This window comes from Streptomyces sp. NPDC060205 (assembly GCF_042728395.1).
Lineage (GTDB): Bacteria > Actinomycetota > Actinomycetes > Streptomycetales > Streptomycetaceae > Streptomyces.
In genome coordinates, this window is the sequence record NZ_JBHWZP010000041.1 from 20,921 (window position 1) to 44,385 (window position 23,465).

Consider the following 23,465-nt stretch of genomic DNA (forward strand, 5'->3'; position numbering starts at 1 on the left):
CACCCTGGAACCGGCAGTCGGTCCCGAGCTCTTAATACTGCTCGGTCTCGACGAACCCGGCATCCGCGTCGTCGTCCGCACCGAACGCGTCCGCCGCAGCGGTCGGGTCGAACCCGGGAGGCGAGTCCTTGAGCGCAAGACCCATGCCCGCGAGCTTGGCCTTGACCTCGTCGATGGACTTCGCACCGAAGTTACGGATGTCGAGCAGGTCCGCCTCGGAGCGGGCGACGAGCTCACCCACGGAGTGGATGCCCTCACGCTTGAGGCAGTTGTACGACCGAACGGTGAGCTCAAGCTCCTCGATCGGCAGGGCGAGATCGGCGGCGAGAGCGGCGTCCGTCGGGGACGGACCCATGTCGATGCCCTCGGCGTCGATGTTGAGCTCGCGCGCCAGACCGAACAGCTCGACCAGGGTCTTACCGGCCGACGCCATGGCGTCACGGGGACGCATGGCCTGCTTGGTCTCGACGTCGACGATCAGCTTGTCGAAGTCGGTGCGCTGCTCGACACGAGTCGCCTCGACCTTGTACGTGACCTTGAGAACCGGCGAGTAGATCGAGTCGACCGGGATGCGCCCGATCTCCTGACCGACCTGCTTGTTCTGCACGGCGGAGACGTAACCGCGACCGCGCTCGACGGTCAGCTCCATCTCCAGCTTGCCCTTGCCGTTGAGCGTGGCGAGGACGAGGTCGGGGTTGTGCACCTCGACACCGGCGGGCGGGGCGATGTCAGCGGCGGTGACGAGACCGGGACCCTGCTTGCGCAGGTACATCACGACGGGCTCGTCGTGCTCGCTGGAGACGACCAGCTGCTTGATGTTGAGGATGAGGTCGGTGACGTCCTCCTTGACACCCGGCACGGTGGTGAACTCGTGCAGGACGCCGTCGATCCGGATGCTGGTGACAGCGGCACCGGGGATCGAGGAGAGGAGCGTACGACGGAGGGAGTTGCCGAGGGTGTAGCCGAAGCCCGGCTCCAGCGGCTCGATCACGAACCGGGAGCGGAATTCGTCGACGACCTCTTCGGTCAGCGACGGACGCTGAGCAATAAGCATGGTGATCCTTCGGTCAGGGGCACCCACTATTTGATGCCCTTGCCACCGGGCGGCAGCCCGATGTGTTACTGCTGCAAGGGTACGGGCGGCACGCCTCCGAAGAGCCGTACCGCCCGAACCCAGGAAAAACTAAGACAACCGTGCGTCAGACGCGACGGCGCTTGGGCGGACGGCAGCCGTTGTGCGGCGTGGGCGTCACGTCCTGGATCGAGCCGACCTCAAGGCCGGTCGCCTGCAGCGAACGGATGGCGGTCTCACGACCGGAACCCGGACCCTTGACGAAGACGTCGACCTTGCGCATGCCGTGCTCCTGCGCGCGGCGGGCGGCCGACTCGGCGGCCATCTGCGCGGCGAAGGGGGTGGACTTGCGCGAGCCCTTGAAGCCGACGTGGCCGGCGGAGGCCCAGGAGATCACGTTGCCCGAGGGGTCCGTGATCGAGACGATGGTGTTGTTGAACGTGCTCTTGATGTGCGCGTGGCCGTGAGCGACGTTCTTCTTTTCCTTGCGGCGCACCTTCTTGGCAGCGCCCTGACGACCCTTGGGGGGCATCTATAACTCCTACGGGGAGGTGGTCGGTCCTACAGCGAAGACCGCTGATGAAGCGTTGTCCGCTGAGGACTACTTCTTGCCCGGCTTCTTCTTGCCGGCGATGGCGCGACGCGGGCCCTTGCGGGTACGAGCGTTCGTGCTGGTGCGCTGGCCGTGGACGGGCAGGCCACGACGGTGGCGCAGACCCTGGTAGCAGCCGATCTCCACCTTGCGGCGGATGTCGGCCTGAACCTCACGGCGGAGGTCACCCTCGGTCTTGAAGTTGTTGTCCACGTACTCGCGGATCCGGACCAGCTCCTCCTCGGAGAGGTCACGGACGCGGGTGTTGGGGTTGACGCCGGTGTCGGCCAGCGTCTTCTGCGAGAGGGTCCGGCCGATGCCGAACACGTAGGTGAGGGCAACCTCCACGCGCTTTTCGCGCGGGATGTCAACACCGGAAACGCGTGCCATTCAATGGCTCCAGTTGTCGTTCGGAGGTCTTCCACAGAACCGGCTCCCGCCCGCCGTCCTCTTCCGAGGTGAACACCTCGAAGATTCGGTACGAACCGGGTCCCCGGCCTCCGACCGGGGGTGTCGGATCGCTGCGCACAGTCGATCCGGGCTCTGCGTATGAACATGTTCGTGCGTCGCGCGAAGTTCTGCGGGTGCAGAAGGTGCGGTCGTGCGTCAGCCCTGGCGCTGCTTGTGGCGCGGGTTTTCGCAAATGACCATGACCCGGCCGTGACGGCGGATCACCCTGCACTTGTCGCAGATCTTCTTGACGCTCGGCTTGACCTTCATTGGTGAGGTTCTCCGGGTCAGTGCCACCACCCCGCGGAAGCGGGGCACAGGCAAGATCTACTTGTACCGGTAGACGATCCGGCCACGCGTCAGGTCGTACGGAGACAGCTCCACCACGACCCTGTCGTCAGGGAGGATGCGGATGTAGTGCATACGCATCTTGCCGCTGATGTGTGCCAGAACCTGGTGGCCGTTCTGGAGCTCAACCTTGAACATGGCGTTCGGAAGAGACTCGACGACAGTGCCCTCGATCTCGATGGCACCTTGCTTCTTGGCCACGCTTCGCCCTTCGAATCGACTACCTTGATCGACTCCGCGCTTACCACATGCAGACATGCGGATGCACGAGAGCCGACGAGTCAGTCTACGCCAGGGCCCCCGGAAAGACGAATCGAGAAAGTCTGCCCCACGTTCAAGATCCCTAAGCGAAACACGCCCCCGCAGGGCGACGCTTTCAGGGGCGCGGGGAACGGCGCGGTCTTTTGCCGTTGGAGGGGCGCAGCCCCTGAAGGGGCGCGGGGAACGGCGCAATCTTTTAGGGGCGCGGGGAACTGCGCGACAAGCCCCCACCGAACCCGCACCCGACACCCACCCCACAGACCCCCGCCCCGGAGGGCGACCTACGCCAGAGGATCAGGCGCAGCAGTGATCCCATACTCGGCGAGCTTCGCGCGACCCCCGTCAGGAGACGTAAGGACGAGCGGCCCCTCATCCGTCAGAGCGACAGAGTGCTCCCAGTGCGACGACCACGTACCGTCCGTCGTGATGACGGTCCAGTCGTCGGACAGCACCTCCGTCCGAGGCGTCCCCAGCGAAACCATCGGCTCGATGGCAAGACAGAACCCGGGCACCAGCTTCGGCCCCTTGCCCCGCCGCCGCTCGACATAGTTCAGCAGATGCGGATCCATGTGCATCTCGGTCCCGATGCCATGGCCGCCGTAGTCCTCGACGATCCCGTACTTGCCCCCGCCGGGCTTCGGCTGACGCCGGATGTACGTCTCGATCGCCCGGGAGACGTCGACGAGCCGGTTCCCCAGCTTCATCGCCGCGATCCCGGCCCACATCGACTCCTCGGTCACCCGGGACAGCTCAAGGAGCTCCGGAGCGTGACCGGAGCCCACGAAGGCCGTGAACGCCGCGTCCCCGTGCCAGCCGTCGATGATGGCACCGGCGTCGATCGAGATGATGTCCCCGTCCTTCAGGACGACGTCGTCGGTCGGGATGCCGTGCACGACGACCTCGTTCACCGAGGTGCAGATCGTGGCGGGGAAGCCGCCGTAGCCCAGGAAGTTCGACTTCGCGCCGTGCTCGTCGAGCACCTTGCGGGCGACCTGGTCGAGGTCCCGGGTCGTGGCACCGGGTACCGCGGCTTCCCGCGTCGCGCTGTGGACGGCGGCGACGACCAGGCCCGCCTCACGCATCTTGGCGATCTGCTCGGGGGTCTTGATCTGCACCATGGGGGCCCGCGCTCTCCGTCTTCTCTGCCTACTGGGTTACGTACACAACAGTAAGGCCGCGGCGCCCCTGGAGGGCACCGCGGCCGAACCGGTCGGGACGGCTACTTGCCGTCGTCGCCCCGGCTGTCGTTCTTGCCCTCGGCCTGACCCTTGAGGGCGTCCATCGCGCGCTTGGTGACCTCGTCCACCTTGCCGAGCGCCGAGATCGTCACCACGAGGCCCTGGGCCCCGTAGTAGTCGATGATCGGCTCGGTCTGGGTGTGGTAGACCTCCAGGCGCTTGCGGACGGTCTCCTCGGTGTCGTCGTCGCGCTGGTACAGCTCGCCGTCGCAGACGTCACAGACGCCTTCCTTCTTCGGCGGGCTGTACGTCACGTGGAAGACGTGACTCGAATCGTTGCGGCAGATGCGGCGGCCGGCGATGCGCTTGACCACCTCGTCCTCGGGGACCTCCAGGTCGAGCACCCCGTCGAGTTCCACACCATCGGCCTTGAGGGCCTGGTCCAGCGCCTCGGCCTGCGAGACGTTCCGCGGGAAGCCGTCGAGCAGGAAGCCGTTCACGGCGTCCGGCTGCTCCATGCGGTCCTTGGCCATCGCGATGGTGACCTCGTCCGGTACGAGGTTGCCCTCGTCCATGTACGACTTCGCCAGTTTGCCCAGGTCGGTCTGCTGGCTGATGTTCGCACGGAAGAGGTCGCCCGTGGAGATGTGCGGGATCAACAGGTTCTTGGCGAGGAACGCGGCCTGCGTTCCCTTGCCCGCCCCGGGCGGCCCGACGAGGACGATTCGCATCAGCGGAGGAACCCTTCGTAATTGCGCTGCTGGAGCTGGCTCTCGATCTGCTTCACCGTCTCAAGACCGACACCCACGATGATCAGGATGCTGGTACCACCGAACGGGAAGTTCTGGTTTGCCCCGAAACCAACCAACGCCATCGTCGGTACGAGAGCGATCAGGCCCAGATACAGCGAACCCGGCCAGGTGATCCGGTTGAGTACGTATCCCAGGTACTCAGCGGTCGGTCGGCCGGCCCGGATGCCCGGGATGAAGCCACCATACTTCTTCATGTTGTCCGCGACTTCTTCGGGGTTGAAGGAGATGGCCACGTAGAAGAAGGCGAAGAACACGATCAGCAGGAAGTAGGTGGCGATGTAGATCGGGTGGTCGCCCTTGGTGAGGTTCTGTTCGATCCAGGTCTTCCAGCCCGCGGTCCCACCTGCGAACTGGGCCACCAGCGCCGGGATGTAGAGCAGCGACGAGGCAAAGATCACAGGGATGATGCCCGCCTGGTTCACCTTCAGCGGGATGTACGTGGACGTACCGCCGTAGGACCTGCGGCCGATCATGCGCTTCGCGTACTGAACGGGAATGCGGCGCTGAGCCTGCTCCACGAAGACCACCAGGCCGACCATGACGAGGCCGACCGCGATGACGGTGCCGAACTCGATCCAGCCGTCCGCCAGGTTGCCCTGCACCTTGATGGCCCACAGTGCCGACGGGAACGTGGCGGCGATCGAGATGAACATCAGGATCGACATGCCGTTGCCGATGCCGCGGTCGGTGATGAGCTCACCGAGCCACATGACGACGGCCGTACCGGCGGTCATGGTGATGACCATCGTGATCGTGACGAAGATCGACTGGTCGGGCACGATCTGGGTGCCGACCGTGCACCCGGTGAACAGGGCGCCGCTGCGGGCGGTGGCCACCAGGCCGGTGCCCTGCAGGATGGCCAGCGCCACCGTCAGGTAACGGGTGTACTGCGTGATCTTCGCCGTACCTGACTGGCCCTCTTTCTTGAGGGCCTCCAGGCGCGGGATCACCACGGTCAGCAGCTGCAGGATGATGCTCGCCGTGATGTACGGCATGATGCCGAGGGCGAAGATCGTGATCTGCAGCAGCGCGCCACCACTGAACATGTTCACCAGGCCGAACAGACCCTGGTTCCCGGAGCTCGCCTGATCGATACAGGCCTGGACGTTCGTATAGTCGACTCCCGGGATCGGGATGTGCGTACCCACCCGATAGACCACGATGATGCCGAGCGTGAAGAGCAGCTTCTTGCGCAGGTCGGGCGTCTTGAACGCCCGGGCGAACGCGGTGAGCACGGTGCCTCCTGCGACCCCCGCGCAAGTGCGCCAGAGGTGACGGTCTTGAGGTTCGACGAATAAGTAACGGACAGCTAACTAACAGTCAGAAGCCACCTGGAGTTCCCTGGCGGCACACCGGGCGAAAATTAGCAGCGCAGGCCACCTTACCGGCGACACCGCTCCCCTAGGAACGACCAACCGGGGATGCCCCTTTTGTGGGGCATCCCCGGTCGGGATCGCTCAAGTCATCGAATCGCCTGAAGAGATCAGATCAGCTCGGTGACGGTACCGCCAGCGGCGGTGATCTTCTCCTTGGCGGAGCCGGAGACGGCGTCGACCGTCACCTGCAGTGCCACGGAGATCTCGCCCTGGCCGAGGACCTTGACGAGGCTGTTCTTGCGAACCGCACCGTTGGCGACGAGTCCCTCGACGGTGACCTCGCCACCCTCCGGGTACAGCGACGCCAGCTTGTCGAGGTTCACGACCTGGTACTCGGTCTTGAACGGGTTCCGGAAGCCCTTGAGCTTCGGAAGACGCATGTGGAGGGGCATCTGGCCACCCTCGAAGCGCTCCGGAACCTGGTAACGGGCCTTCGTGCCCTTGGTACCACGACCGGCCGTCTTACCCTTGGACGCTTCACCACGACCGACTCGCGTCTTCGCGGTCTTGGCGCCCGGGGCGGGACGGAGGTTGTGGATCTTGAGCGGGTTGTTCTCCGCCATGATCAGTCGACCTCCTCAACCGTCACGAGGTGGCGGACGGTGTGCACCATTCCGCGGAACTCGGGGCGGTCCTCCTTGACGACCACATCGTTGATCCGCTTGAGGCCAAGCGAACGAAGGGTGTCACGGTGGTTCTGCTTGCTGCCGATGTACGACTTCGTCTGCGTGATCTTGAGCTGAGCCATGATTACGCACCCGCTCCCGCACGTGCACGCAGGAGAGCCGCGGGGGCGACGTCCTCAAGGGGCAGACCGCGGCGGGCCGCGATCTCCTCGGGACGCTGCAGGCCCTTGAGGGCCGCCACGGTCGCGTGCACGATGTTGATCGCGTTGGACGAGCCGAGCGACTTCGACAGGATGTCGTGAACGCCGGCGCACTCCAGGACAGCACGCACCGGGCCACCGGCGATGACGCCGGTACCGGGAGAAGCAGGCTTGAGCAGGACGACGCCCGCAGCCTTCTCGCCCGTGATCGGGTGCGGGATGGTGCCCTGGATACGGGGGACCTTGAAGAAGTGCTTCTTGGCCTCTTCAACACCCTTGGCGATCGCGGCCGGCACCTCCTTGGCCTTGCCGTAACCGACACCGACGGTGCCGTCACCATCGCCCACCACGACCAGCGCGGTGAAGCTGAAGCGACGACCACCCTTCACAACCTTGGCGACGCGGTTGATCGCGACAACGCGCTCAACGTACGCGGTCTTCTCGGCAGCTGCGCCGCCGTCACGGCCCTTCCGGTCCCGCCGCTCGCCGCCACCGGCACCGCTTCCGCGGCGCTGGGGTCCAGCCATTGGAATTACCTCTCTCTGTTTCCGCTAGCTACGGAACCAAGACTCAGAACTTGAGTCCGGCTTCGCGGGCGGCGTCCGCCAGAGCGGCAATGCGCCCGGCGTACTGGTTTCCACCACGGTCGAATACGACAGCCTCGACACCGGCGGCCTTGGCGCGCTCGGCGACCAGGGCGCCGACCGACTTGGCCTGCTCGGACTTGTCGTTCTCGCCGCCGCGGATGGACGTGTCCAGGGTGGACGCCGACGCGAGGGTGTGACCCTTAACGTCGTCGATCACCTGGGCCACGATGTGGCGGTTCGAGCGCGTCACGACCAGGCGAGGCCGCTCAGCCGTACCGGAGATGTGCTTCCGGATGCGGATGTGACGACGCTTGATGGCAGCACGCTTGTAAGCGTCGCCCTTAGCAATCTTGACACCGTATGCCATGGCTTACTTACCCGCCTTTCCGACCTTGCGCCGGACGACTTCGCCCTCGTACTTGACGCCCTTGGCCTTGTACGGGTCGGGCTTGCGCAGCTTGCGGATGTTGGCCGCAACCTCGCCGACCTTCTGCTTGTCGATTCCCTCGACCGAGAAGTGCGTCGGGTTCTCGACCTTGAAAGAGATGCCCTCGGGCGCCTCGACCGTGATCGAGTGGCTGTAGCCGAGCGAGAACTCCAGGTTGGAGCCCTTCGCCAGGACGCGGTAACCGACACCGCTGATTTCGAGCTTCTTCACGTAACCCGCGGTCACGCCGGTGATCATGTTCGCCACCAGCGTGCGGGACAGGCCGTGGAGGGCCTTGTTCTGACGCTCGTCGTTCGGGCGGGTGACATTGAGAATGCCGTCCTCGCCCTTCGCGATCTCGATCGGCGCCGCGATGGTGTGGGAGAGAGAGCCCTTGGGGCCCTTCACCGAAACCGTACGGCCGTCGATGGTGACGTCCACGCCGGCGGGAACCGTGATGGGGAGCTTGCCAATACGCGACATAGCTGTTTCCTCCGTTCCCTTCCGCTACCAGACGTAGGCGAGAACTTCTCCGCCTACGCCCTTCTTGCCGGCCTGCTTGTCGGTGAGGAGACCGTGCGACGTGGAGATGATCGCCACGCCGAGGCCACCGAGCACCTTGGGCAGGGAGGTGGACTTCGCGTACACACGCAGACCCGGCTTCGAGATCCGCTTGATGCCCGCAATGGAGCGCTCACGGTTCGGGCCGAACTTCAGCTCAAGGACGAGCTTCTTGCCGACTTCGGCGTCCTCGACCTTCCAGCCGGTGATGAAGCCCTCCTGCTGGAGGATCTCCGCGATGTGCGACTTGATCTTGCTGTGGGGCATCGCGACATCGTCGTGGTACGCCGAGTTCGCGTTACGCAGACGAGTAAGCATGTCTGCGATGGGATCAGTCATGGTCATGAATTGGCCTTCGGCCTCTCTCGCCGGGGTTTCCTGTATGCGCCATCCCTCTCCCCACTCAGTGGCGGGACGGGTGCGGTGCGGGGACCTACGGCGTAGTAAGCGTTAACTAGTGGGCTGTACCCACGTGCGTCCGGGCGGCAGACGCCCAACCCTCCTAGCCTAAGCCATGGAGGGGAGAGCCTCTGCCAACCCACTGCTTACCGAGAGCGTCCGGTCGTCCCTGTTAAGGGGACTACCAGGAGCTCTTGGTCACGCCCGGGAGCTCTCCACGGTGAGCCATCTCACGAAGGCACACGCGGCAGAGACCGAACTTGCGGTACACGGAGTGCGGACGGCCGCAGCGCTGGCAACGGGTGTAGCCACGCACACCGAACTTGGGCTTACGAGCAGCCTTGGCAATCAGAGCCTTCTTCGCCATCTCGCTTACGCCTCCTTGAAGGGGAAGCCGAGGTGACGGAGAAGGGCACGGCCTTCGGCGTCGTTGGTCGCCGTGGTCACCACGGTGATGTCCATACCCCGGACGCGGTCGATCTTGTCCTGGTCGATCTCGTGGAACATGACCTGCTCGGTGAGACCGAAGGTGTAGTTGCCACGACCGTCGAACTGCTTGGGAGACAGACCGCGGAAGTCGCGGATGCGCGGCAGCGCGAGCGACAGGGTGCGGTCCAGGAACTCCCACATGCGGTCGCCACGAAGCGTGACGTGCGCACCGATCGGCTGGCCCTCACGCAGCTTGAACTGCGCGATGGACTTGCGGGCCTTGGTGACGGCCGGCTTCTGACCGGTGATCGTGGTGAGGTCGCGGATGGCGCCCTCGATCAGCTTGGAGTCGCGGGCGGCGTCGCCCACACCCATGTTGACCACGATCTTGACGAGACCCGGGGTCTGCATGACGTTCTCGTACGAGAACTCTTCCTGCAGCTTGCCCGCGATCTCCTCGCGGTACTTCGTCTTGAGACGCGGAATGGTGGTGGTAGCCATCAGATGTCCTCACCCGTCCGCTTGGCAACGCGGATCTTGTTGCCCTCGTCGTCGAAGCGGAAACCGACGCGCGTGACGACCTTGTTGCCGTCCTTCTCAACGACCAGCTGGACGTTGGAGACGTGGACGGGCGCCTCGGTCGTGACGATGCCACCGGCCTGCGAACCGCGGGCGGTGGGACCGGCCTTCGTGTGCTTCTTGACCCGGTTGACACCCTCGACCAGGACGCGCTCCTCGCGCGGGAAAGCGGCAATGACCTTGCCCTGCTTGCCCTTGTCCTTACCGGTGATGACCTGAACCAGGTCGCCCTTCTTGATCTTCATGCTTACAGCACCTCCGGCGCGAGCGAGATGATCTTCATGAACTTCTTCTCGCGCAGCTCACGGCCGACAGGGCCGAAGATACGGGTGCCACGAGGGTCGCCGTCGTTCTTCAGAATGACGGCGGCGTTCTCGTCGAAGCGGATGTACGAGCCGTCGGGACGGCGACGCTCCTTGACGGTGCGAACGATGACCGCCTTGATGACGTCACCCTTCTTCACATTGCCGCCGGGGATCGCGTCCTTGACGGTGGCGACGATGACGTCACCGATGCCCGCGTAGCGGCGACCGGAGCCACCGAGCACACGGATGCAAAGGATTTCCTTCGCACCAGTGTTGTCGGCGACACGCAGTCGCGACTCCTGCTGGATCACGTCTATCTCCTGATTGTCTGCCGGTTCCCGGCAGGGGCTCCTTCACGGAAACCCCTGCCGAGCCTGGCGGAACCAACCTGCGGGAAACCCCTCAGGTACTTACTACTTCGCCTTCTCAAGGATCTCGACGATGCGCCAGCGCTTCGTCGCGGAGAGCGGACGGGTCTCCATGATGACAACCCGGTCGCCGACGCCCGCAGCGTTCTGCTCGTCGTGCGCCTTGAGCTTGTTCGTACGGCGGATGACCTTGCCGTACAGCGCGTGCTTGACGCGGTCCTCGACTGCGACGACGACGGTCTTGTCCATCTTGTCGCTGACGACCAGACCCTCACGGGTCTTGCGGAAGCCGCGGCTCGTCTTGGTCTCTTCGGTCACGTTGTTCTCGCTCATCAGGCGCTCTCCACCGTCTCGATGCCCAGCTCGCGCTCACGCATCAGGGTGTAGATCCGCGCGATGTCCTTGCGGACGGCCTTGAGCCGACCGTGGTTTTCGAGCTGACCGGTCGCCGCCTGGAAGCGGAGGTTGAACAGCTCTTCCTTGGCTTCGCGAAGCTTCGCAAGAAGCTCCTCGTCACCCAGTTCGCGCAGCTCGGACGCCTTGGTACCGGCCGACATCACGCTTCACCTGCCTCGCGCTTGACGATCCGGCACTTCATCGGCAGCTTGTGGGCTGCGCGAGTGAGGGCCTCACGGGCGATCTTCTCGTTGGGGTAGGACAGCTCGAACATGACCCGGCCCGGGTGCACGTTCGCGATCCACCACTCGGGGGATCCCTTACCGGAACCCATGCGGGTCTCGGCGGGCTTCTTGGTCAGCGGGCGGTCCGGGTAGATGTTGATCCAGACCTTGCCGCCACGCTTGATGTGGCGGGTCATCGCGATACGAGCCGCCTCGATCTGGCGGTTCGTGACGTACGCCGGCGTGAGGGCCTGAATGCCGTACTCGCCGAACGAAACCTGCGTACCGCCCTTGGCCTGACCACGGCGCTTCGGGTGGTGCTGCTTGCGGTGCTTGACCCTACGAGGGATCAGCATGTCGGTCAGGCCTCCGTTCCGGTGCTCTCGGCCGGAGCGGCAGCGGCGGCGGGAGCGTCGGCCTTGGGGGCCTCGGCAGCCGGCGCGGACTGCTGCTGCGGCTTGCGGCCGCGGCCGCCACGCTCGCCACCACGGCCACCACGGGCCGGGCGGTCGCCGCCGCCACCGGCTCCACCACGGGCCGGGCGGTTACCCGCACGGGCCGCGGCGTTCTCGGCGCGGACCTCGGCGATGTTCTTGACGTCGCCCTTGTAGATCCAGACCTTCACACCGATGCGGCCGAAGGTCGTCTTGGCCTCGAAGAAGCCGTAGTCGACGTTCGCGCGGAGCGTGTGCAGGGGCACACGGCCCTCGCGGTAGAACTCCGAGCGGGACATCTCGGCGCCGCCGAGACGGCCACCGCACTGGATCTTGATGCCCTTGGCGCCGGCCTTCATCGTGCCCTGCATGCTCTTGCGCATGGCGCGACGGAAGGAGACGCGGGAGGACAGCTGCTCGGCGACGGCCTGGGCCACCAGCTGAGCGTCCGTCTCCGGGCTCTTGACCTCAAGGATGTTCAGCTGGACCTGCTTGCCGGTCAGCTTCTCCAGGTCACCGCGGATGCGGTCGGCCTCGGCGCCACGGCGGCCGATGACGATGCCCGGGCGCGCGGTGTGGATGTCCACACGGACGCGGTCACGGGTGCGCTCGATCTCCACCTTCGAGATGCCGGCGCGCTCCATGCCGGACGTCATCATCCGACGGATGGCGACGTCTTCCTTGACGTAGTCCTTGTACAGCTTGTCGGCGTACCAGCGGGACTTGAAGTCCGTGGTGATGCCGAGCCGGAACCCATGCGGGTTAACCTTCTGGCCCATTACCGGGTTCCTTCCTTGCTGCTGACGACCACGGTGATGTGGCTGGTCCGCTTGCGGATCCGGTAGGCGCGGCCCTGGGCGCGCGGACGGAACCGCTTCAGGGTCGGACCCTCGTCGACGTACGCCTCGGAGATGACGAGGCTGTCGGCGTCGGTGTGGTCGTAGTTGTGTGCGGCGTTGGCGATGGCGCTGTCAAGCACCTTGCCGACGGGCACGCTCGCGGCCTGCGGGGCGAAACGCAGGACCGCCTGAGCCTCCGTGGCATCCATGCCACGGATAAGGTCCACCACTCGGCGGGCCTTCATGGGCGTGACGCGGATGTACCGCGCCTGGGCCCTGGCTTCCATGGTTGTCCTTCCAGTGTCTGTCATGGTCGATTCCACCCCGCGTTAGCGGCGCTTCGACTTCCGGTCGTCCTTGACGTGACCCCGGAAGGTGCGCGTCGGCGAGAACTCGCCGAGCTTGTGGCCGACCATCGACTCGGTGACAAACACCGGAATGTGGGTCTTGCCGTTGTGCACCGCGATCGTGTGGCCGAGCATGGCCGGGATGATCATCGAGCGACGGGACCAGGTCTTGATGACGTTCTTGGAACCGGCTTCGTTCTGTACGTCCACCTTCTTGATCAGGTGGTCGTCGACGAAGGGCCCCTTCTTGAGACTGCGCGGCATCTAAACCCGCTCCTAGCGCTTCTTGTTCGTCTTGCGGCGGCGGACGATGTACTTGTTCGAAGCCTTCTTCGGCGAACGAGTACGACCCTCCTTCTGACCCCACGGCGAGACCGGGTGACGACCACCGGAGGTCTTGCCTTCACCACCACCGTGCGGGTGGTCAACCGGGTTCATCGCCACACCGCGAACGGTCGGGCGGACGCCCAGCCAGCGCTTGCGGCCGGCCTTGCCCCAGTTGATGTTCGACTGCTCGGCGTTGCCGACCTCGCCGACGGTGGCGCGGCAGCGCACGTCGACCAGGCGGATCTCTCCGGACGGCATGCGCAGGTGGGCCATCTGGCCCTCCTTCGCGAGCAGCTGCACGGAGGCACCGGCGGAGCGGGCGAACTTGGCACCGCCACCGGGACGGAGCTCGATCGCGTGGATCGTGGTACCGACCGGGATGTTGCGGAGGGCCAGGTTGTTGCCCGGCTTGATGTCGGCCCCGGGACCGTTCTCGACGCGGTCGCCCTGCGACAGGTTGCGGGGGGCGAGGATGTAGCGCTTCTCGCCGTCCGCGTAGTGAAGCAGCGCGATGCGCGCGGTGCGGTTGGGGTCGTACTCGATGTGCGCGACCTTCGCCGGCACGCCGTCCTTGTCGTGCCGACGGAAGTCGATCACTCGGTAGGCGCGCTTGTGTCCGCCACCCTGGTGGCGAACGGTCACACGACCGGCGTTGTTACGGCCGCCCTTGCTGTGCAGCGGGCGGACCAGCGACTTCTCCGGCGTGGACCGCGTGACCTCGACGAAGTCGGCGACGCTGGAGCCACGACGGCCCGGCGTAGTCGGCTTGTACTTGCGGATTCCCATTTCTCAGTCCTCGTCCGATATTCGGACCAGGGCGCTCCGTTAGGAGGCCTGGCCGAAGATGTCGATACGGTCGCCCTCAGCGAGGGTCACGATGGCGCGCTTGGTGTCAGCACGCTTGCCGAAGCCGCTCTTGGTCCGCTTGCGCTTCCCCTGGCGGTTGATCGTGTTGACCCCGGTGACCTTGACCGAGAAGACCGCCTGGACGGCCTGCTTGATCTGGGTCTTGTTGGCGCCCGGCGCGACGACGAAGGTGTACTTGCCCTCGTCGAGCAGCGCGTAGCTCTTCTCGGAGACGACCGGCTTGATGAGGACGTCACGGGGATCCGTGAAGCTCTTGCTCAGCGGCGTCTCAACGGTGTTCTTGCCCTCGGCCTCGTGGCGCTTCGCCTTGGCGATGCGCGCGGCCTTGGCGGCCTTGGCCGCCTTGGGGGCAATGCTCGGGTGACGCGTAGCCATCAGGCTTCGCTCCCTTCGGTGTCAGCGGCCTGGGGGCCAGACACGAAGGACTCGAAAGCGGCCTGGGTGAAGACCACGTCGTCCGAGACGAGAACGTCGTACGTGTTCAGCTGGCCCGGCTCCAGGATGTGGACCTGGGGCAGGTTGCGCGCGGAGAGCAGCGCGGCCTCGTCGGCACGGTCGATGACCAGGAGCAGGTTCTTGCGCTCCGAGATCTTGCCGAGCAGGACCTTCGCGGCCTTGGTGGAGGGGGTCTCGCCCTCGATCACGCCGGAGACGACGTGGATGCGAGCGTTGCGGGCCCGGTCGGTGAGGGCGTGGCGCAGGGCCGCGGCCTTCATCTTCTTCGGGGTCCGCTGCGAGTAGTCACGCGGCTGCGGGCCGTGGACGACGCCACCACCGGCGAACTGCGGGGCGCGGGTCGAGCCCTGGCGCGCGCGGCCGGTGCCCTTCTGACGGTAAGGCTTCTTACCGCCACCACGAACCTCGCCGCGGGTCTTGGTCTTGTGCGTGCCCTGGCGGGCAGCGGCCAGCTGGGCGACTACGACCTGGTGAAGCAGCGGGATGCTGATCTTCTCGACGTCGAAGATCTCCGCGGGGAGCTCGACCGTCCCGGTCTTGTCGCCTGCCGGCGAAATGATGTCAACAGTGCTCATCGGTACCTCAGGCCCCCTTGGCCGCGGTGCGGACCAGGACGAGGCCGCCGTTCGGACCGGGGACCGCGCCCTTGATGAGCAGCAGACCCTTCTCCGCGTCAACGGCGTGGACGGTCAGGTTCTGGGTGGTGACGCGCTCGTTGCCCATGCGACCCGCCATGCGGAGGCCCTTGAACACACGGCCCGGGGTGGCGCAGCCACCGATGGAACCGGGAGAGCGGTGCTTGCGCTGGGTGCCGTGACCGGCGCCGAGTCCCTTGAAGTTGTGACGCTTCATGACACCGGCGAAGCCCTTGCCCTTGCTCGTACCGGTCACGTCCACCTTGATGCCGGACTCGAAGGTCTCAGCGGTGATCTCCTGGCCGAGGACGTACTCGCTGGCGTCAGCGGTACGGATCTCGACGAGGTGACGGCGGGGAGTGACGTCGGCCTTGGCGAAGTGGCCCTTGAGGGGCTTGTTCACCTTGCGCGGGTCGATCTCGCCGAAGGCGATCTGGACCGACTCGTAGCCGTCGACGTCATTCGTACGGACCTGGGTCACGACGTTGGGGCTGGCCTTGACGACGGTGACCGGAACAACACGGTTGTTCTCGTCCCACACCTGCGTCATGCCGAGCTTCTCGCCCAGGATGCCCTTGATCTGCTTAGCCATTCTCAGACCACATCCCTTAGAGCTTGATCTCGATGTCGACACCGGCCGGGAGGTCGAGTCGCATCAAAGAGTCAACGGTCTTGGGGGTCGGGTCGAGAATGTCGATCAGGCGCTTGTGCGTGCGCATCTCGAAGTGCTCGCGCGAGTCCTTGTACTTGTGCGGCGACTTGATGACGCAGTACACGTTCTTCTCAGTGGGCAGCGGCACCGGGCCCGCGACCGACGCACCAGTGCGCGTCACCGTCTCGACGATCTTCTTCGCCGAGGAATCGATGACCTCGTGGTCGTAGGCCTTGAGCCGGATGCGGATCTTCTGTCCCGCCATGGCTACTCAGTAGTCCTTTGTCTAGTGAAACGCTCTGCAACCCGCGGGTTCGCGTCCTGTCTCCGACCCACGCGGTCGGGTGTGTCGCATCCTCGGCACGTGGATATCCACTATCGGATTTCCCTACCAGGGACGCGGCCCATCCCAAAGACGACCGCAGGACCGGGGGCCGAACACCCACCGGGTGCCTGGTCTGCACCCCGCTGACACTTCCCGGAAGATTCCCGTACGTCCGCTCCAGCGCTGCCCTGGGGCAGTTGGGGCGACGAGTACTGTGGGACTCGCTTCCGGTCCTCCCGGCGGGAGGCGCGCAGCATCGGCACTCAACCGAGCAACCCCGACAGTCTGCCATACGGGGCACCGACCTGGCGAATCGAGCCGGAGAGGATACCCCCGGGGGGACGCGCGTCAAACTCTTCGGGCGGACCGGCCCTGTCGGCGGCGTCGGCGGGGCCCTTCCAGGCATCGCCGCCCGGCACTCTCAGCTCCGGTGCTGCTCGTCGCGTTCGAGCGCGTCGTAGTCGATCGGCTGGTACCCCGGGGCGTAGTCGCGCAGGAACGCGGTCGCCTCCGCCGGCAGGGGCGGGGTGGCGATCACCGCGTACTCCAGTACGCGCTTGGGTGCGAAGTACTTCCAGAACTCGTACTCCGGCTCCCCCGCCGCGAGGCCCGGATACCGGTCCGTGACACCGAGGCCGTCCAACAGCTCGGGAAGCGTGGCGTCGGCGAGGTTCGCCAGCGGCTCCCCCGGGAGCACGATCCGCTCCACACCGGGGTCGAGGCGCGGCGGCTTCCCCTGCGCGATGGCCTCCATCTGGGGCCGGTCGAGCACGTACCAGGGCCCGGCATGCTCCTGTACGAGCCAGCTGTCCCGGGTGTCACTGCGGTGGACGGCACATTCGTCGCCCCGGAAGATCTCCTCGACGTACCCGAGACCGGGCTGGACCAGGGTCTGGGTCCCGCCGGCCGCCTGGAACGTGATCTCCCTCCCGTGCCCGGTCGCGATCCCCGCGAACTCGGCGGCGAACTCCGCCCGGGCGGGCGACGCCCGCAGGCAGGAGAAGTGCAGCGACCCGACGACGAACGCGTGCTCCTCCTGCCAGGTCGCCCGCATCAGCCGGTACGAGGGAACATCGCTGGCCCACCCGGGGATGTGCAGGACGAATTCCCCGCAGAAGACACACGAAGCGTAGTCACTACTCATTACGACTTTCCCTTTCCGCAGCGCGGCTCATGCCATGACATACGCATCGTCATCCCATTTTCACGGGAACGATGAACCCCAATGGATTCACAGGGCCACCCTCAGGATACGTCCCCTGAGGCAGCTCACGAATTCCGTCACCGTCGAAGAATCTCAGATTCCCGTCCCGGCTGACGACCACTTCCATATGATCCGACGCCTTGTACTCCAGGTCCCGCGACATACTGTTGGGCATTCCCTGCGCCTGCTCTATTCGATTGGGCGGCCCAGGAATTCGGTCTTCCGGGTGCGTATGGGCGATGAAGTCGTAATCCTGCCCCCTGAGGTCCCGCGGGATGGAGCTCGTCCGCTCCGTCCCCCGGAAGAGACGCAGGTCGCCCGCCGGGTTCTGGATGATGGCGTGCTCGACCCCGTGGAAGCTCTGGAGTTCGGAGAGATGGGAGACGTTCACCTCGCCGGGCCGGATGGGTATGTGCCCGTTCTCCAGCGCCCGGGTGAGCTGCCTGGCCTTGGGGGACAGCGCCCGGTAGGGGATCTGGCCACCTGGCATGCGGGCCGCGCCCTTGAAGACGCCGCTCATCCCGCGCACGCCTTCGGCCATGCCCTTCATCCCGGCCTTGAGCCCGTTCATGGTCCGGAGTCCCTTGAGCCCCTTGGCGAGCCCCCCGAGGGTGGTGAGCCCCTTCATCCCGGGTATGCAGTCCAGGGCGGCAAACGCCACGTCCCACAGGGACGCCTGCCCCTTCATATATTTGTTGAGGGTGTCGGCGAGGACGACGAGGGCGGCGATCAGCACGATCGCACCGAGAATCGGCCCCCCGATAATCATCGCGATAATGCCCAGCACCGCCACGACGACCTTGCAGACCGCGACGATGGTGTCCCAGTTGTCGACGAACCAGTCCCCAACTTCTTCGTACCACTTACGGTTCTGAATCCCCGCGTCGGAAGCGTCGTCCAGCTTGCGCTTCGCCTCCCCGGCCGCATCCTCACGCATCTGACGGGCGTCGGCGGCCATCTTCTTCGCCGCATCAAGGGCACTCTGCGCGGAGGTCACGTCGGATTGGGCGGCGGTGTGCGCGTCCTTGGCACTCTGGGCATCCCGGGTGGCGGCCCGCACCTTCGCCTCATCCGGCTTCTCGACATCCTTGCCGCCGGTCGGATCGTCCTTGTACTTGTCCGCTTCCTTGTTGGCCCGAGTCACCCACGAATCAGCCGACGACAGCTTGGACTTCGCGGACGACAGATCCGCCTGCGCCTCACGACCCTTCACGAGCGCCTTGTCGGCGAGTGTCTGGGCACGCTCAAGCTCGGGCCAGTACGCCGCGAGCGCATCGCCGGCCAGGTCGTACGACTTCTTCAGCTTCTTCAAGTTCTTCGGCACACCCGAGAACTCGTCCCGGAACACCTCGGCCGTCTTCCCCACCATCGTCAGGACGGCGTCTTCCTCAGCCATGCCCTTGACGAGCCGCAACGCATCCTGCACGTCATCAGCGAAGTCATGCAGGCTCTTGGCCAACGCCTTCACCCGAACCGGATCCCCCGGCGTCGGATCCTTCTCCAGATCCAGCACATGCCAGTCCGTCGGCCGATACCCCGCCATCGCACAACCCCCGTCGCACCAACCACGTCAACCACACGTACGCAGCAGCGAATTTACTAGGCACAGGCGTTCGGCGCGAAGAGTCCCTGAGGGCGTTGCCGGAGATCAGTCCCAGGGCTCACGCTCGGGCCTGCGTTTCCACCACTCCGCGAGTTCGGCCTCGGGCTTCTCCTTCGTCGGACGCACCCAGGGCCGCAGGGAACCGTCCGGATCCGGCACGCTCGCGGCCCGGAACCGCGCGTCCAGCCGCTCCAGCAGCCGGCCGAGCGCACCCGCACGTGCCTCCTCGGGCAGCGCCCGCATGACCTCGTCCAACGAGTCGCGGGAGTCCAGGTCGTTGCTGTACGCGCTGACCGGATAGAAGTCCTCGCTCGACCAGCCGGGCTCCATCCGGCGCACCACGCGTTCCCAGGAGGCGAACCGCTCCGCCACCGAGTACACGGGAGCCGTGATCTTCTCCCGCAGCTCCGGTGCCACCCGCGACCGTTCCACCGCCAGCCGCTCCGCGTCACACCGGGCGATCGCCGTGCGGACCGCCTCCGGCAGTTCGTCCCACACCGCCTTGCTCTCCGGTGCGGCCCGGAACACGTCGTACGGAAGCCGTTTCCTGCCTCGCCGAGTCCGGCCGCGTTCCACCTCGCCGGCCAACGCCCTCACTCCTTCAACTGTTTCAGGAAGTACTCGTAGCCGTCATCGGGCTGCATGAAGGTTCCATTGTCCCCCTCGCGGATCAGCATCGTTCCGGTTGCGTCGTCCCACCAGGCGAAACGGGCGTTGCCCGACGGCGTACTGCGCATACGGATGCCCGGCGAGTTGGTCATCAGGTCTTCCAGGTGTTCCGGTACGTCGAGGTCGTCGATGCCCGGGATTCCGCGATTCTTGATGTCACCGTGCGCGGCGATCTTGTCCGCGAGCATGGGCAGGTTGCCCACCTGGCTGGCCGGGTCCGGTTTGCCGATCTCGTAGAGCCCTAGCGGGTCGGCCGAGAGAAGAGGGTCGCGGACGTAGAGGAACGGATTGGGGGAAGGGCCCAGGCCGAGTGGATCAGGGCTGGCGTAGCGGGCCGTTTCCGGGTCGTAGTAGCGGTGGACGTTGTAGTGCAGACCCGTCTCCGGGTCGTAGTACTGCCCGGGAAAACGCAGTGGAGTGTAAGCACTGTTCTCGCTCTTCCAGGCCGTGAGACCCCACAACGTGCTCCGGCCCTGCCAGGCGACACGGCCGTCCTCGTGGAGCAGTTCGGTGGGCGAGCCCACCAGGTCGGTGGCCATGGCGAAGAACCGTGCGTCGATCTCCTCGTTCGAAGCCGTGAGGAGACGCTCGGTCTGGGCCACGGGCCGCAGCCCGTCGTGCTCCCAGGACAGTGCGACGGCGTGCGCCTGCGCGGCGTCGGTGGTGAGCTGTTCGCAGAGAGTGGTGCCGTCCCAGGTGAAGTCGGTCTGCTCCACCACGGTTGTGTCGTCCGCGCCCATGCGCTGCTTGGCGATGCGGCGCCCCATCGGGTCGTAGCGGTACCGCCACACCGTCCCGTCGGGAGTACGGACCGACGCCAGCCGGTCCTCGGCGTCCCAGGTGTACGCCCAGGTCTCCGCCTTGCGCGAGAGGCGGGTGCGATGCCGGTGCACCAGGCGGCCCTGGTCGTCGTAGCGGTAGCGGGTGCCGCCGGCCCGGGTCAGCCGGTCACCCTCGTAACCCCGTGTGCCCACGGACGTCTGGCCGGGGTGACGACTCGGCCAGGCAGCGGTCGTCTGCGCGCCGTCGTCGTCGTACGCGTAGGACTCCGTCCAGTTCTCCGCCCGGACGGCTGTCGTACGACCGGCTGCGTCCAGGTCGAAGGTCCGGCTCTCGCCGTTCGGTCCTTCGATACCGATGAGGTGGCCGTCCGCACGGTAGCGGTAGGAGCGGGCGCGCACGGTTCGTCCGTCATCGACGGCGACCGCCTGCGAGGTGACCCTCCCCACACCGTCGTACTCGCTTGTCAGTGCAAGGGCGTCGCCCACCCCCAGGGAGAGGAGCCGTCCTGCCGCGTCGTGGTCGAAGTCGAGAGTGCGGCCGGCGGTGTGTATCCGCGTGAGGTCACCCCGGCCGTCGTAGCTCCACGTGCTGGTCGCACCGGTGGGGGTGGTGCGGCTCAGCGTTCGCCCGGCGGCGTCATGGGTGAAGGTGACGCTTCTGCCGTTGACGGTCTCGCGGACGAGACGTCCTTGCGGATCTCGCCCCAGCGTGACGACGGCGTCGGGGCCCTCAGCCGCGCAGAGACGGCCGTTCAGGTCGTACGCGTAGGTGTACCTGTACGTGCCCGCCGCGCCGTCCGCGTCCTTGGCGACCATGCGCCCGAAGGCGTCCCGTGCGATGCGCACCGTCTGACCGGCGGCGTTCGTGCGCAGGATCACCTGGCCCTTGGCGTCATGACCGTACGACTGGGTGCGGCCGTCGAAGTCGGTCTCCGAAAGGAGCCGCCCCGCGGCGTCGTAGTGGTAGCTCCAGCTCCGTCCGTCCGGGCGGCTCACTCCGAGCAGGCGCAGCGAGGGGTCGTACTCGAAGGAATGGCGTACACCGTCGGGCCCGGTTCGCGCCGCGAGCAGGTTGAAGTGGGTGTACTCGAACCGGGTCTCGGCTCCGAGGGTGTCGGTATGACGGACCCTGTTGCCCTCGGCGTCGTAGGTCCAGGCCTCGACCTGTCCGTCCGCGGCGGTACGCCGGAGCAGTTCGCCGTCCGCTCCCCACTGCATGCGGCTCGTGTTGCCCAAGGGGTCGGTGACGGTCGCCACCCGCCCGAAAGCGTCGTGCGCGTACCGAGTGACGCCGCCCAGGGGGTCGGTGACGTGCTCGGCCAGACCGGCGGCGTCGCACCGTACCCGGGTGACGAGTCCTGTGGGATCGGTGACGGAGGACAGGTGACCGGCGTCGTCGTAGGCGTAACGGGTCGTGGTGCCGCCTGGTCTGGCGATCGTGACGCAATTGCCCCGGGAGTCGAATTCCCTGCGTTCGACGTGCCCGTCCGGGCGGGTGATCGTGCGCGGATTGCCCTCGGCGTCGTACTCGACCTGGACTCTCGCACCGTCGGGACGTGTGAGGACGAGGAGCCGGCCCAGGTCGTCGTAGGCCCTGCTCGTGGTGTGGCCGAGCTGGTCCGTCCAGGACGTCAGGTGGTGGTGTTCGTCCCAGGTGGTGCTGATCGTGCCGCCGAGCGGATCGATCTCGGCGACGATCTGGCTGTTGCCGTTGACGACGAACCTGCTGACCGCGCCCTCAGCGGTGGTGACCGTGGTGATCCGGGCATCGGGCCAGGCCGCGTCGATGCCGTCGTAGTCCAGTACGAGGCTGATGTGCCCGGCCTCGCCGCCCTCCGCCACGCAGCGGTCCGCGGTGTCGTAGGTGTAGAAGTAGCTGCGACCGTTGCGATCGGTCCACGAGGTGATCCGGTGCCGGTCGTCGTAACCGAACTGCATCGCCCGGCCTGCGGCATTGCCGACTGTGGTCAGGCAGTCGTCCGCGTAACCGTAGGTGCGCAATTGGAGGTCCGCGCCGTTCTCACCGGCCCCGGACAGGTGCAGGGCGGTCACGCGGCCGTCGGTGACCGTGAGCCCCAGGCGGTAGCCACCGGAGTGCCGGATGGCGAGCGGGGTCCCGTCCTCGGAGTAGTCGAAGTCGATCGTGTCGCCGTTGCGGTCGGATATGCGCTCCAGCAGGGCGATCCCGTCGACCGGGCAGGCGAAGCGGCGGGTGATCCCGGTGAGCCGGTCCTCGATCCGGTAGCCGCCGTTGTCGAGACGGGTCAGGGGGAGACGGGGCCCGGCCGCGGGAAACACCGGGCCGTGCGGACCGGTGGGGTGTGCGTAGGCGAGGAGCAGCCCGTCCTCCGTGACCCATACGACCCCGTGCTCGTCGGTCTCCAGACGCTCGTCGATGGTGGAGGACCAGGTCGGGCCGAACCACCAGCCGGTGCGGTGGTTGGAGGCGGCCCGGCGGGTGAAGGCGAGCGGCAGAGTGCCGGCCAGGGTGACGTCGGTCTCCGGCAGGAACATCGCACCGGTGGCCATGTCGATCGGGTCGCTGCCCTTGGAACGCACCAGGTTCTTGAGCCGGTTGTACGCCCCCTTCGCCCCGTCCGCGAGGGCTCCCCGAGCCGACTTGCCCAGACCCCGCACCCCTGCGGCCATGCCCTTCAACCCGGCCTTGAGCCCGTTCATGGTCCGGAGCCCCTTGAGCCCCTTGGCGAGCCCGCCGAGGGTGGTGAGCCCCTTCATCCCCGGAATGCAGTCCAGCGCGGCGAACGCCACATCCCACAGGGACGCCTGCCCCTTCATATATTTATTGAGCGTGTCGGCGAGAACGACGAGCGCGGCGATCAGCACGATCGCACCGAGAATCGGCCCGCCGATGATGAGGGCGATGATGCCGAGTACGGCGACGACGACCTTGCAGACCGCGACGATGGTGTCCCAGTTGTCGACGAACCAGTCCCCGACCTCCTCGTACCACTTACGGTTCTGAATCCCGGCGTCGGAAGCATCGTCGAGCTTGCGCTTCGCCTCCCCGGCCGCGTCCTCACGCATCTGACGGGCGTCGGCGGCCATCTTCTTCGCCGCATCAAGGGCACTCTGCGCGGAGGTCACGTCGGATTGGGCGGCGGTGTGCGCGTCCTT

The 23,465-nt window shown here is 66.2% G+C and carries 32 protein-coding genes and 1 pseudogene; all 33 read right to left on the minus strand.

The window, feature by feature from the left end; translation table 11 throughout:
• Positions 1–31 precede the first annotated feature (31 nt).
• The 33 genes and pseudogenes from ACFWGJ_RS10325 to ACFWGJ_RS10485 all read right to left on the minus strand — a co-directional run bounded on the left by ACFWGJ_RS10325 (position 32) and on the right by ACFWGJ_RS10485 (position 23,435).
• On the minus strand, positions 32–1,054 hold the full coding sequence (locus ACFWGJ_RS10325) for a DNA-directed RNA polymerase subunit alpha (protein WP_003966937.1): 1,023 nt from the start codon (positions 1,052–1,054) through the stop codon (positions 32–34).
• A gap of 145 nt (positions 1,055–1,199) precedes the next feature.
• Positions 1,200–1,604 carry a 30S ribosomal protein S11 gene (gene rpsK, locus ACFWGJ_RS10330; protein ID WP_003956432.1) on the minus strand — a complete coding sequence of 135 codons (405 nt, stop codon included), beginning with the start codon at positions 1,602–1,604 and terminating at the stop codon, positions 1,200–1,202.
• A gap of 69 nt (positions 1,605–1,673) precedes the next feature.
• Entirely contained in the window at positions 1,674–2,054 is a 381-nt protein-coding gene (gene rpsM, locus ACFWGJ_RS10335) for a 30S ribosomal protein S13 (RefSeq protein ID WP_107022207.1), read from the minus strand.
• 216 nt (positions 2,055–2,270) lie between these two features.
• On the minus strand, positions 2,271–2,384 hold the full coding sequence (gene rpmJ / locus ACFWGJ_RS10340; RefSeq protein ID WP_003998809.1) for a 50S ribosomal protein L36: 114 nt from the start codon (positions 2,382–2,384) through the stop codon (positions 2,271–2,273).
• A 57-nt stretch (positions 2,385–2,441) separates the two neighbouring features.
• Entirely contained in the window at positions 2,442–2,663 is a 222-nt protein-coding gene (gene infA / locus ACFWGJ_RS10345) for a translation initiation factor IF-1 (protein ID WP_003948620.1), read from the minus strand.
• Positions 2,664–3,004: 341 nt separating this feature from the next.
• Positions 3,005–3,841: a type I methionyl aminopeptidase gene (map, locus tag ACFWGJ_RS10350; RefSeq protein WP_387322384.1), complete on the minus strand. Its 837-nt coding sequence runs from the start codon at positions 3,839–3,841 to the stop codon at positions 3,005–3,007.
• A gap of 101 nt (positions 3,842–3,942) precedes the next feature.
• Positions 3,943–4,632, minus strand: coding sequence for an adenylate kinase (locus ACFWGJ_RS10355; protein WP_387322385.1), 690 nt, complete (start codon positions 4,630–4,632; stop codon positions 3,943–3,945).
• Positions 4,632–5,948 carry a preprotein translocase subunit SecY gene (secY, locus tag ACFWGJ_RS10360; RefSeq protein WP_107022204.1) on the minus strand — a complete coding sequence of 439 codons (1,317 nt, stop codon included), beginning with the start codon at positions 5,946–5,948 and terminating at the stop codon, positions 4,632–4,634. Before secY ends, ACFWGJ_RS10355 begins: the two co-directional genes overlap by 1 nt.
• Positions 5,949–6,196: 248 nt before the next feature.
• Positions 6,197–6,652, minus strand: a complete 456-nt coding sequence (gene rplO / locus ACFWGJ_RS10365) for a 50S ribosomal protein L15 (protein WP_107022203.1) — start codon at positions 6,650–6,652, stop codon at positions 6,197–6,199.
• A 2-nt stretch (positions 6,653–6,654) separates the two neighbouring features.
• Positions 6,655–6,837 (minus strand): 50S ribosomal protein L30, encoded by a 183-nt coding sequence (rpmD, locus tag ACFWGJ_RS10370; protein ID WP_033319647.1) that lies wholly within the window; start codon positions 6,835–6,837, stop codon positions 6,655–6,657.
• Positions 6,838–6,839: 2 nt separating this feature from the next.
• Positions 6,840–7,442: a 30S ribosomal protein S5 gene (gene rpsE / locus ACFWGJ_RS10375; RefSeq protein ID WP_055513610.1), complete on the minus strand. Its 603-nt coding sequence runs from the start codon at positions 7,440–7,442 to the stop codon at positions 6,840–6,842.
• A 43-nt stretch (positions 7,443–7,485) separates the two neighbouring features.
• Entirely contained in the window at positions 7,486–7,869 is a 384-nt protein-coding gene (gene rplR, locus ACFWGJ_RS10380; RefSeq protein ID WP_189776125.1) for a 50S ribosomal protein L18, read from the minus strand.
• Between the two features lie 3 nt (positions 7,870–7,872).
• Positions 7,873–8,412 carry a 50S ribosomal protein L6 gene (gene rplF, locus ACFWGJ_RS10385; RefSeq protein ID WP_387322386.1) on the minus strand — a complete coding sequence of 180 codons (540 nt, stop codon included), beginning with the start codon at positions 8,410–8,412 and terminating at the stop codon, positions 7,873–7,875.
• 24 nt (positions 8,413–8,436) lie between these two features.
• Entirely contained in the window at positions 8,437–8,835 is a 399-nt protein-coding gene (gene rpsH / locus ACFWGJ_RS10390; RefSeq protein WP_055614920.1) for a 30S ribosomal protein S8, read from the minus strand.
• 235 nt (positions 8,836–9,070) lie between these two features.
• Entirely contained in the window at positions 9,071–9,256 is a 186-nt protein-coding gene (locus ACFWGJ_RS10395; RefSeq protein ID WP_003948630.1) for a type Z 30S ribosomal protein S14, read from the minus strand.
• 5 nt (positions 9,257–9,261) lie between these two features.
• The gene (gene rplE, locus ACFWGJ_RS10400) at positions 9,262–9,819 is read right to left on the minus strand and encodes a 50S ribosomal protein L5 (protein WP_107022199.1); all 558 of its coding nucleotides are present in this window, start codon (positions 9,817–9,819) and stop codon (positions 9,262–9,264) included.
• The gene (gene rplX / locus ACFWGJ_RS10405) at positions 9,819–10,142 is read right to left on the minus strand and encodes a 50S ribosomal protein L24 (RefSeq protein ID WP_107022198.1); all 324 of its coding nucleotides are present in this window, start codon (positions 10,140–10,142) and stop codon (positions 9,819–9,821) included. Before rplX ends, rplE begins: the two co-directional genes overlap by 1 nt.
• Positions 10,143–10,144: 2 nt before the next feature.
• A complete protein-coding gene (gene rplN / locus ACFWGJ_RS10410; RefSeq protein ID WP_003992364.1) occupies positions 10,145–10,513 on the minus strand; it encodes a 50S ribosomal protein L14 in 369 nt (122 codons plus the stop codon).
• A 102-nt stretch (positions 10,514–10,615) separates the two neighbouring features.
• On the minus strand, positions 10,616–10,903 hold the full coding sequence (gene rpsQ / locus ACFWGJ_RS10415; RefSeq protein WP_107022197.1) for a 30S ribosomal protein S17: 288 nt from the start codon (positions 10,901–10,903) through the stop codon (positions 10,616–10,618).
• A complete protein-coding gene (gene rpmC / locus ACFWGJ_RS10420) occupies positions 10,903–11,127 on the minus strand; it encodes a 50S ribosomal protein L29 (RefSeq protein WP_003998824.1) in 225 nt (74 codons plus the stop codon). Before rpmC ends, rpsQ begins: the two co-directional genes overlap by 1 nt.
• Positions 11,127–11,546 (minus strand): 50S ribosomal protein L16, encoded by a 420-nt coding sequence (gene rplP / locus ACFWGJ_RS10425; RefSeq protein ID WP_010986348.1) that lies wholly within the window; start codon positions 11,544–11,546, stop codon positions 11,127–11,129. The genes rpmC and rplP overlap by 1 nt, the downstream gene beginning before the upstream one ends.
• Before the next feature lie 5 nt (positions 11,547–11,551).
• Positions 11,552–12,403 carry a 30S ribosomal protein S3 gene (gene rpsC / locus ACFWGJ_RS10430; protein ID WP_107022196.1) on the minus strand — a complete coding sequence of 284 codons (852 nt, stop codon included), beginning with the start codon at positions 12,401–12,403 and terminating at the stop codon, positions 11,552–11,554.
• Positions 12,403–12,750 carry a 50S ribosomal protein L22 gene (gene rplV / locus ACFWGJ_RS10435; protein ID WP_030619142.1) on the minus strand — a complete coding sequence of 116 codons (348 nt, stop codon included), beginning with the start codon at positions 12,748–12,750 and terminating at the stop codon, positions 12,403–12,405. Before rplV ends, rpsC begins: the two co-directional genes overlap by 1 nt.
• Before the next feature lie 42 nt (positions 12,751–12,792).
• Positions 12,793–13,074 carry a 30S ribosomal protein S19 gene (gene rpsS, locus ACFWGJ_RS10440; protein WP_006376029.1) on the minus strand — a complete coding sequence of 94 codons (282 nt, stop codon included), beginning with the start codon at positions 13,072–13,074 and terminating at the stop codon, positions 12,793–12,795.
• A 12-nt stretch (positions 13,075–13,086) separates the two neighbouring features.
• Positions 13,087–13,923: a 50S ribosomal protein L2 gene (gene rplB, locus ACFWGJ_RS10445; RefSeq protein WP_028805741.1), complete on the minus strand. Its 837-nt coding sequence runs from the start codon at positions 13,921–13,923 to the stop codon at positions 13,087–13,089.
• Positions 13,924–13,962: 39 nt separating this feature from the next.
• The gene (rplW, locus tag ACFWGJ_RS10450; protein WP_107022195.1) at positions 13,963–14,379 is read right to left on the minus strand and encodes a 50S ribosomal protein L23; all 417 of its coding nucleotides are present in this window, start codon (positions 14,377–14,379) and stop codon (positions 13,963–13,965) included.
• Positions 14,379–15,035: a 50S ribosomal protein L4 gene (gene rplD / locus ACFWGJ_RS10455; protein ID WP_366782590.1), complete on the minus strand. Its 657-nt coding sequence runs from the start codon at positions 15,033–15,035 to the stop codon at positions 14,379–14,381. Before rplD ends, rplW begins: the two co-directional genes overlap by 1 nt.
• 7 nt (positions 15,036–15,042) lie before the next feature.
• A complete protein-coding gene (gene rplC, locus ACFWGJ_RS10460; RefSeq protein WP_210882045.1) occupies positions 15,043–15,687 on the minus strand; it encodes a 50S ribosomal protein L3 in 645 nt (214 codons plus the stop codon).
• 16 nt (positions 15,688–15,703) lie between these two features.
• A complete protein-coding gene (gene rpsJ / locus ACFWGJ_RS10465) occupies positions 15,704–16,012 on the minus strand; it encodes a 30S ribosomal protein S10 (RefSeq protein WP_003948644.1) in 309 nt (102 codons plus the stop codon).
• Between the two features lie 481 nt (positions 16,013–16,493).
• Positions 16,494–17,216, minus strand: a complete 723-nt coding sequence (locus ACFWGJ_RS10470) for a hypothetical protein (protein WP_387322389.1) — start codon at positions 17,214–17,216, stop codon at positions 16,494–16,496.
• 574 nt (positions 17,217–17,790) lie between these two features.
• Positions 17,791–18,819: pseudogene (locus ACFWGJ_RS10475) on the minus strand (putative T7SS-secreted protein); the annotation flags it as partial.
• A gap of 105 nt (positions 18,820–18,924) precedes the next feature.
• Complete coding sequence (locus tag ACFWGJ_RS10480) at positions 18,925–19,467, minus strand: hypothetical protein (protein WP_381832424.1); 543 nt, start codon at positions 19,465–19,467, stop codon at positions 18,925–18,927.
• A gap of 5 nt (positions 19,468–19,472) precedes the next feature.
• Positions 19,473–23,435, minus strand: coding sequence for an RHS repeat-associated core domain-containing protein (locus tag ACFWGJ_RS10485; RefSeq protein WP_387322391.1), 3,963 nt, complete (start codon positions 23,433–23,435; stop codon positions 19,473–19,475).
• Between the last annotated feature and the right edge of the window lie 30 nt (positions 23,436–23,465).

What these genes read in the sequence shown, in the direction of transcription:
- ACFWGJ_RS10325 (WP_003966937.1), bottom strand. Translation starts at nt 1,054, where the DNA reads ATGCTTATTGCTCAGCGTCCGTCGCTGACCGAAGAGGTCGTCGACGAA.
- rpsK (WP_003956432.1), bottom strand. Translation starts at nt 1,604, where the DNA reads ATGCCCCCCAAGGGTCGTCAGGGCGCTGCCAAGAAGGTGCGCCGCAAG.
- rpsM (WP_107022207.1), bottom strand. Translation starts at nt 2,054, where the DNA reads ATGGCACGCGTTTCCGGTGTTGACATCCCGCGCGAAAAGCGCGTGGAG.
- rpmJ (WP_003998809.1), bottom strand. Translation starts at nt 2,384, where the DNA reads ATGAAGGTCAAGCCGAGCGTCAAGAAGATCTGCGACAAGTGCAGGGTG.
- map (WP_387322384.1), bottom strand. Translation starts at nt 3,841, where the DNA reads ATGGTGCAGATCAAGACCCCCGAGCAGATCGCCAAGATGCGTGAGGCG.
- ACFWGJ_RS10355 (WP_387322385.1), bottom strand. Translation starts at nt 4,632, where the DNA reads ATGCGAATCGTCCTCGTCGGGCCGCCCGGGGCGGGCAAGGGAACGCAG.
- rplO (WP_107022203.1), bottom strand. Translation starts at nt 6,652, where the DNA reads ATGGCGGAGAACAACCCGCTCAAGATCCACAACCTCCGTCCCGCCCCG.
- rpmD (WP_033319647.1), bottom strand. Translation starts at nt 6,837, where the DNA reads ATGGCTCAGCTCAAGATCACGCAGACGAAGTCGTACATCGGCAGCAAG.
- rpsE (WP_055513610.1), bottom strand. Translation starts at nt 7,442, where the DNA reads ATGGCTGGACCCCAGCGCCGCGGAAGCGGTGCCGGTGGCGGCGAGCGG.
- rplR (WP_189776125.1), bottom strand. Translation starts at nt 7,869, where the DNA reads ATGGCATACGGTGTCAAGATTGCTAAGGGCGACGCTTACAAGCGTGCT.
- rplF (WP_387322386.1), bottom strand. Translation starts at nt 8,412, where the DNA reads ATGTCGCGTATTGGCAAGCTCCCCATCACGGTTCCCGCCGGCGTGGAC.
- rpsH (WP_055614920.1), bottom strand. Translation starts at nt 8,835, where the DNA reads ATGACCATGACTGATCCCATCGCAGACATGCTTACTCGTCTGCGTAAC.
- ACFWGJ_RS10395 (WP_003948630.1), bottom strand. Translation starts at nt 9,256, where the DNA reads ATGGCGAAGAAGGCTCTGATTGCCAAGGCTGCTCGTAAGCCCAAGTTC.
- rplE (WP_107022199.1), bottom strand. Translation starts at nt 9,819, where the DNA reads ATGGCTACCACCACCATTCCGCGTCTCAAGACGAAGTACCGCGAGGAG.
- rplX (WP_107022198.1), bottom strand. Translation starts at nt 10,142, where the DNA reads ATGAAGATCAAGAAGGGCGACCTGGTTCAGGTCATCACCGGTAAGGAC.
- rpsQ (WP_107022197.1), bottom strand. Translation starts at nt 10,903, where the DNA reads ATGAGCGAGAACAACGTGACCGAAGAGACCAAGACGAGCCGCGGCTTC.
- rpmC (WP_003998824.1), bottom strand. Translation starts at nt 11,127, where the DNA reads ATGTCGGCCGGTACCAAGGCGTCCGAGCTGCGCGAACTGGGTGACGAG.
- rplP (WP_010986348.1), bottom strand. Translation starts at nt 11,546, where the DNA reads ATGCTGATCCCTCGTAGGGTCAAGCACCGCAAGCAGCACCACCCGAAG.
- rpsC (WP_107022196.1), bottom strand. Translation starts at nt 12,403, where the DNA reads ATGGGCCAGAAGGTTAACCCGCATGGGTTCCGGCTCGGCATCACCACG.
- rplV (WP_030619142.1), bottom strand. Translation starts at nt 12,750, where the DNA reads ATGGAAGCCAGGGCCCAGGCGCGGTACATCCGCGTCACGCCCATGAAG.
- rpsS (WP_006376029.1), bottom strand. Translation starts at nt 13,074, where the DNA reads ATGCCGCGCAGTCTCAAGAAGGGGCCCTTCGTCGACGACCACCTGATC.
- rplB (WP_028805741.1), bottom strand. Translation starts at nt 13,923, where the DNA reads ATGGGAATCCGCAAGTACAAGCCGACTACGCCGGGCCGTCGTGGCTCC.
- rplW (WP_107022195.1), bottom strand. Translation starts at nt 14,379, where the DNA reads ATGGCTACGCGTCACCCGAGCATTGCCCCCAAGGCGGCCAAGGCCGCC.
- rplD (WP_366782590.1), bottom strand. Translation starts at nt 15,035, where the DNA reads ATGAGCACTGTTGACATCATTTCGCCGGCAGGCGACAAGACCGGGACG.
- rplC (WP_210882045.1), bottom strand. Translation starts at nt 15,687, where the DNA reads ATGGCTAAGCAGATCAAGGGCATCCTGGGCGAGAAGCTCGGCATGACG.
- rpsJ (WP_003948644.1), bottom strand. Translation starts at nt 16,012, where the DNA reads ATGGCGGGACAGAAGATCCGCATCCGGCTCAAGGCCTACGACCACGAG.
- ACFWGJ_RS10470 (WP_387322389.1), bottom strand. Translation starts at nt 17,216, where the DNA reads ATGAGTAGTGACTACGCTTCGTGTGTCTTCTGCGGGGAATTCGTCCTG.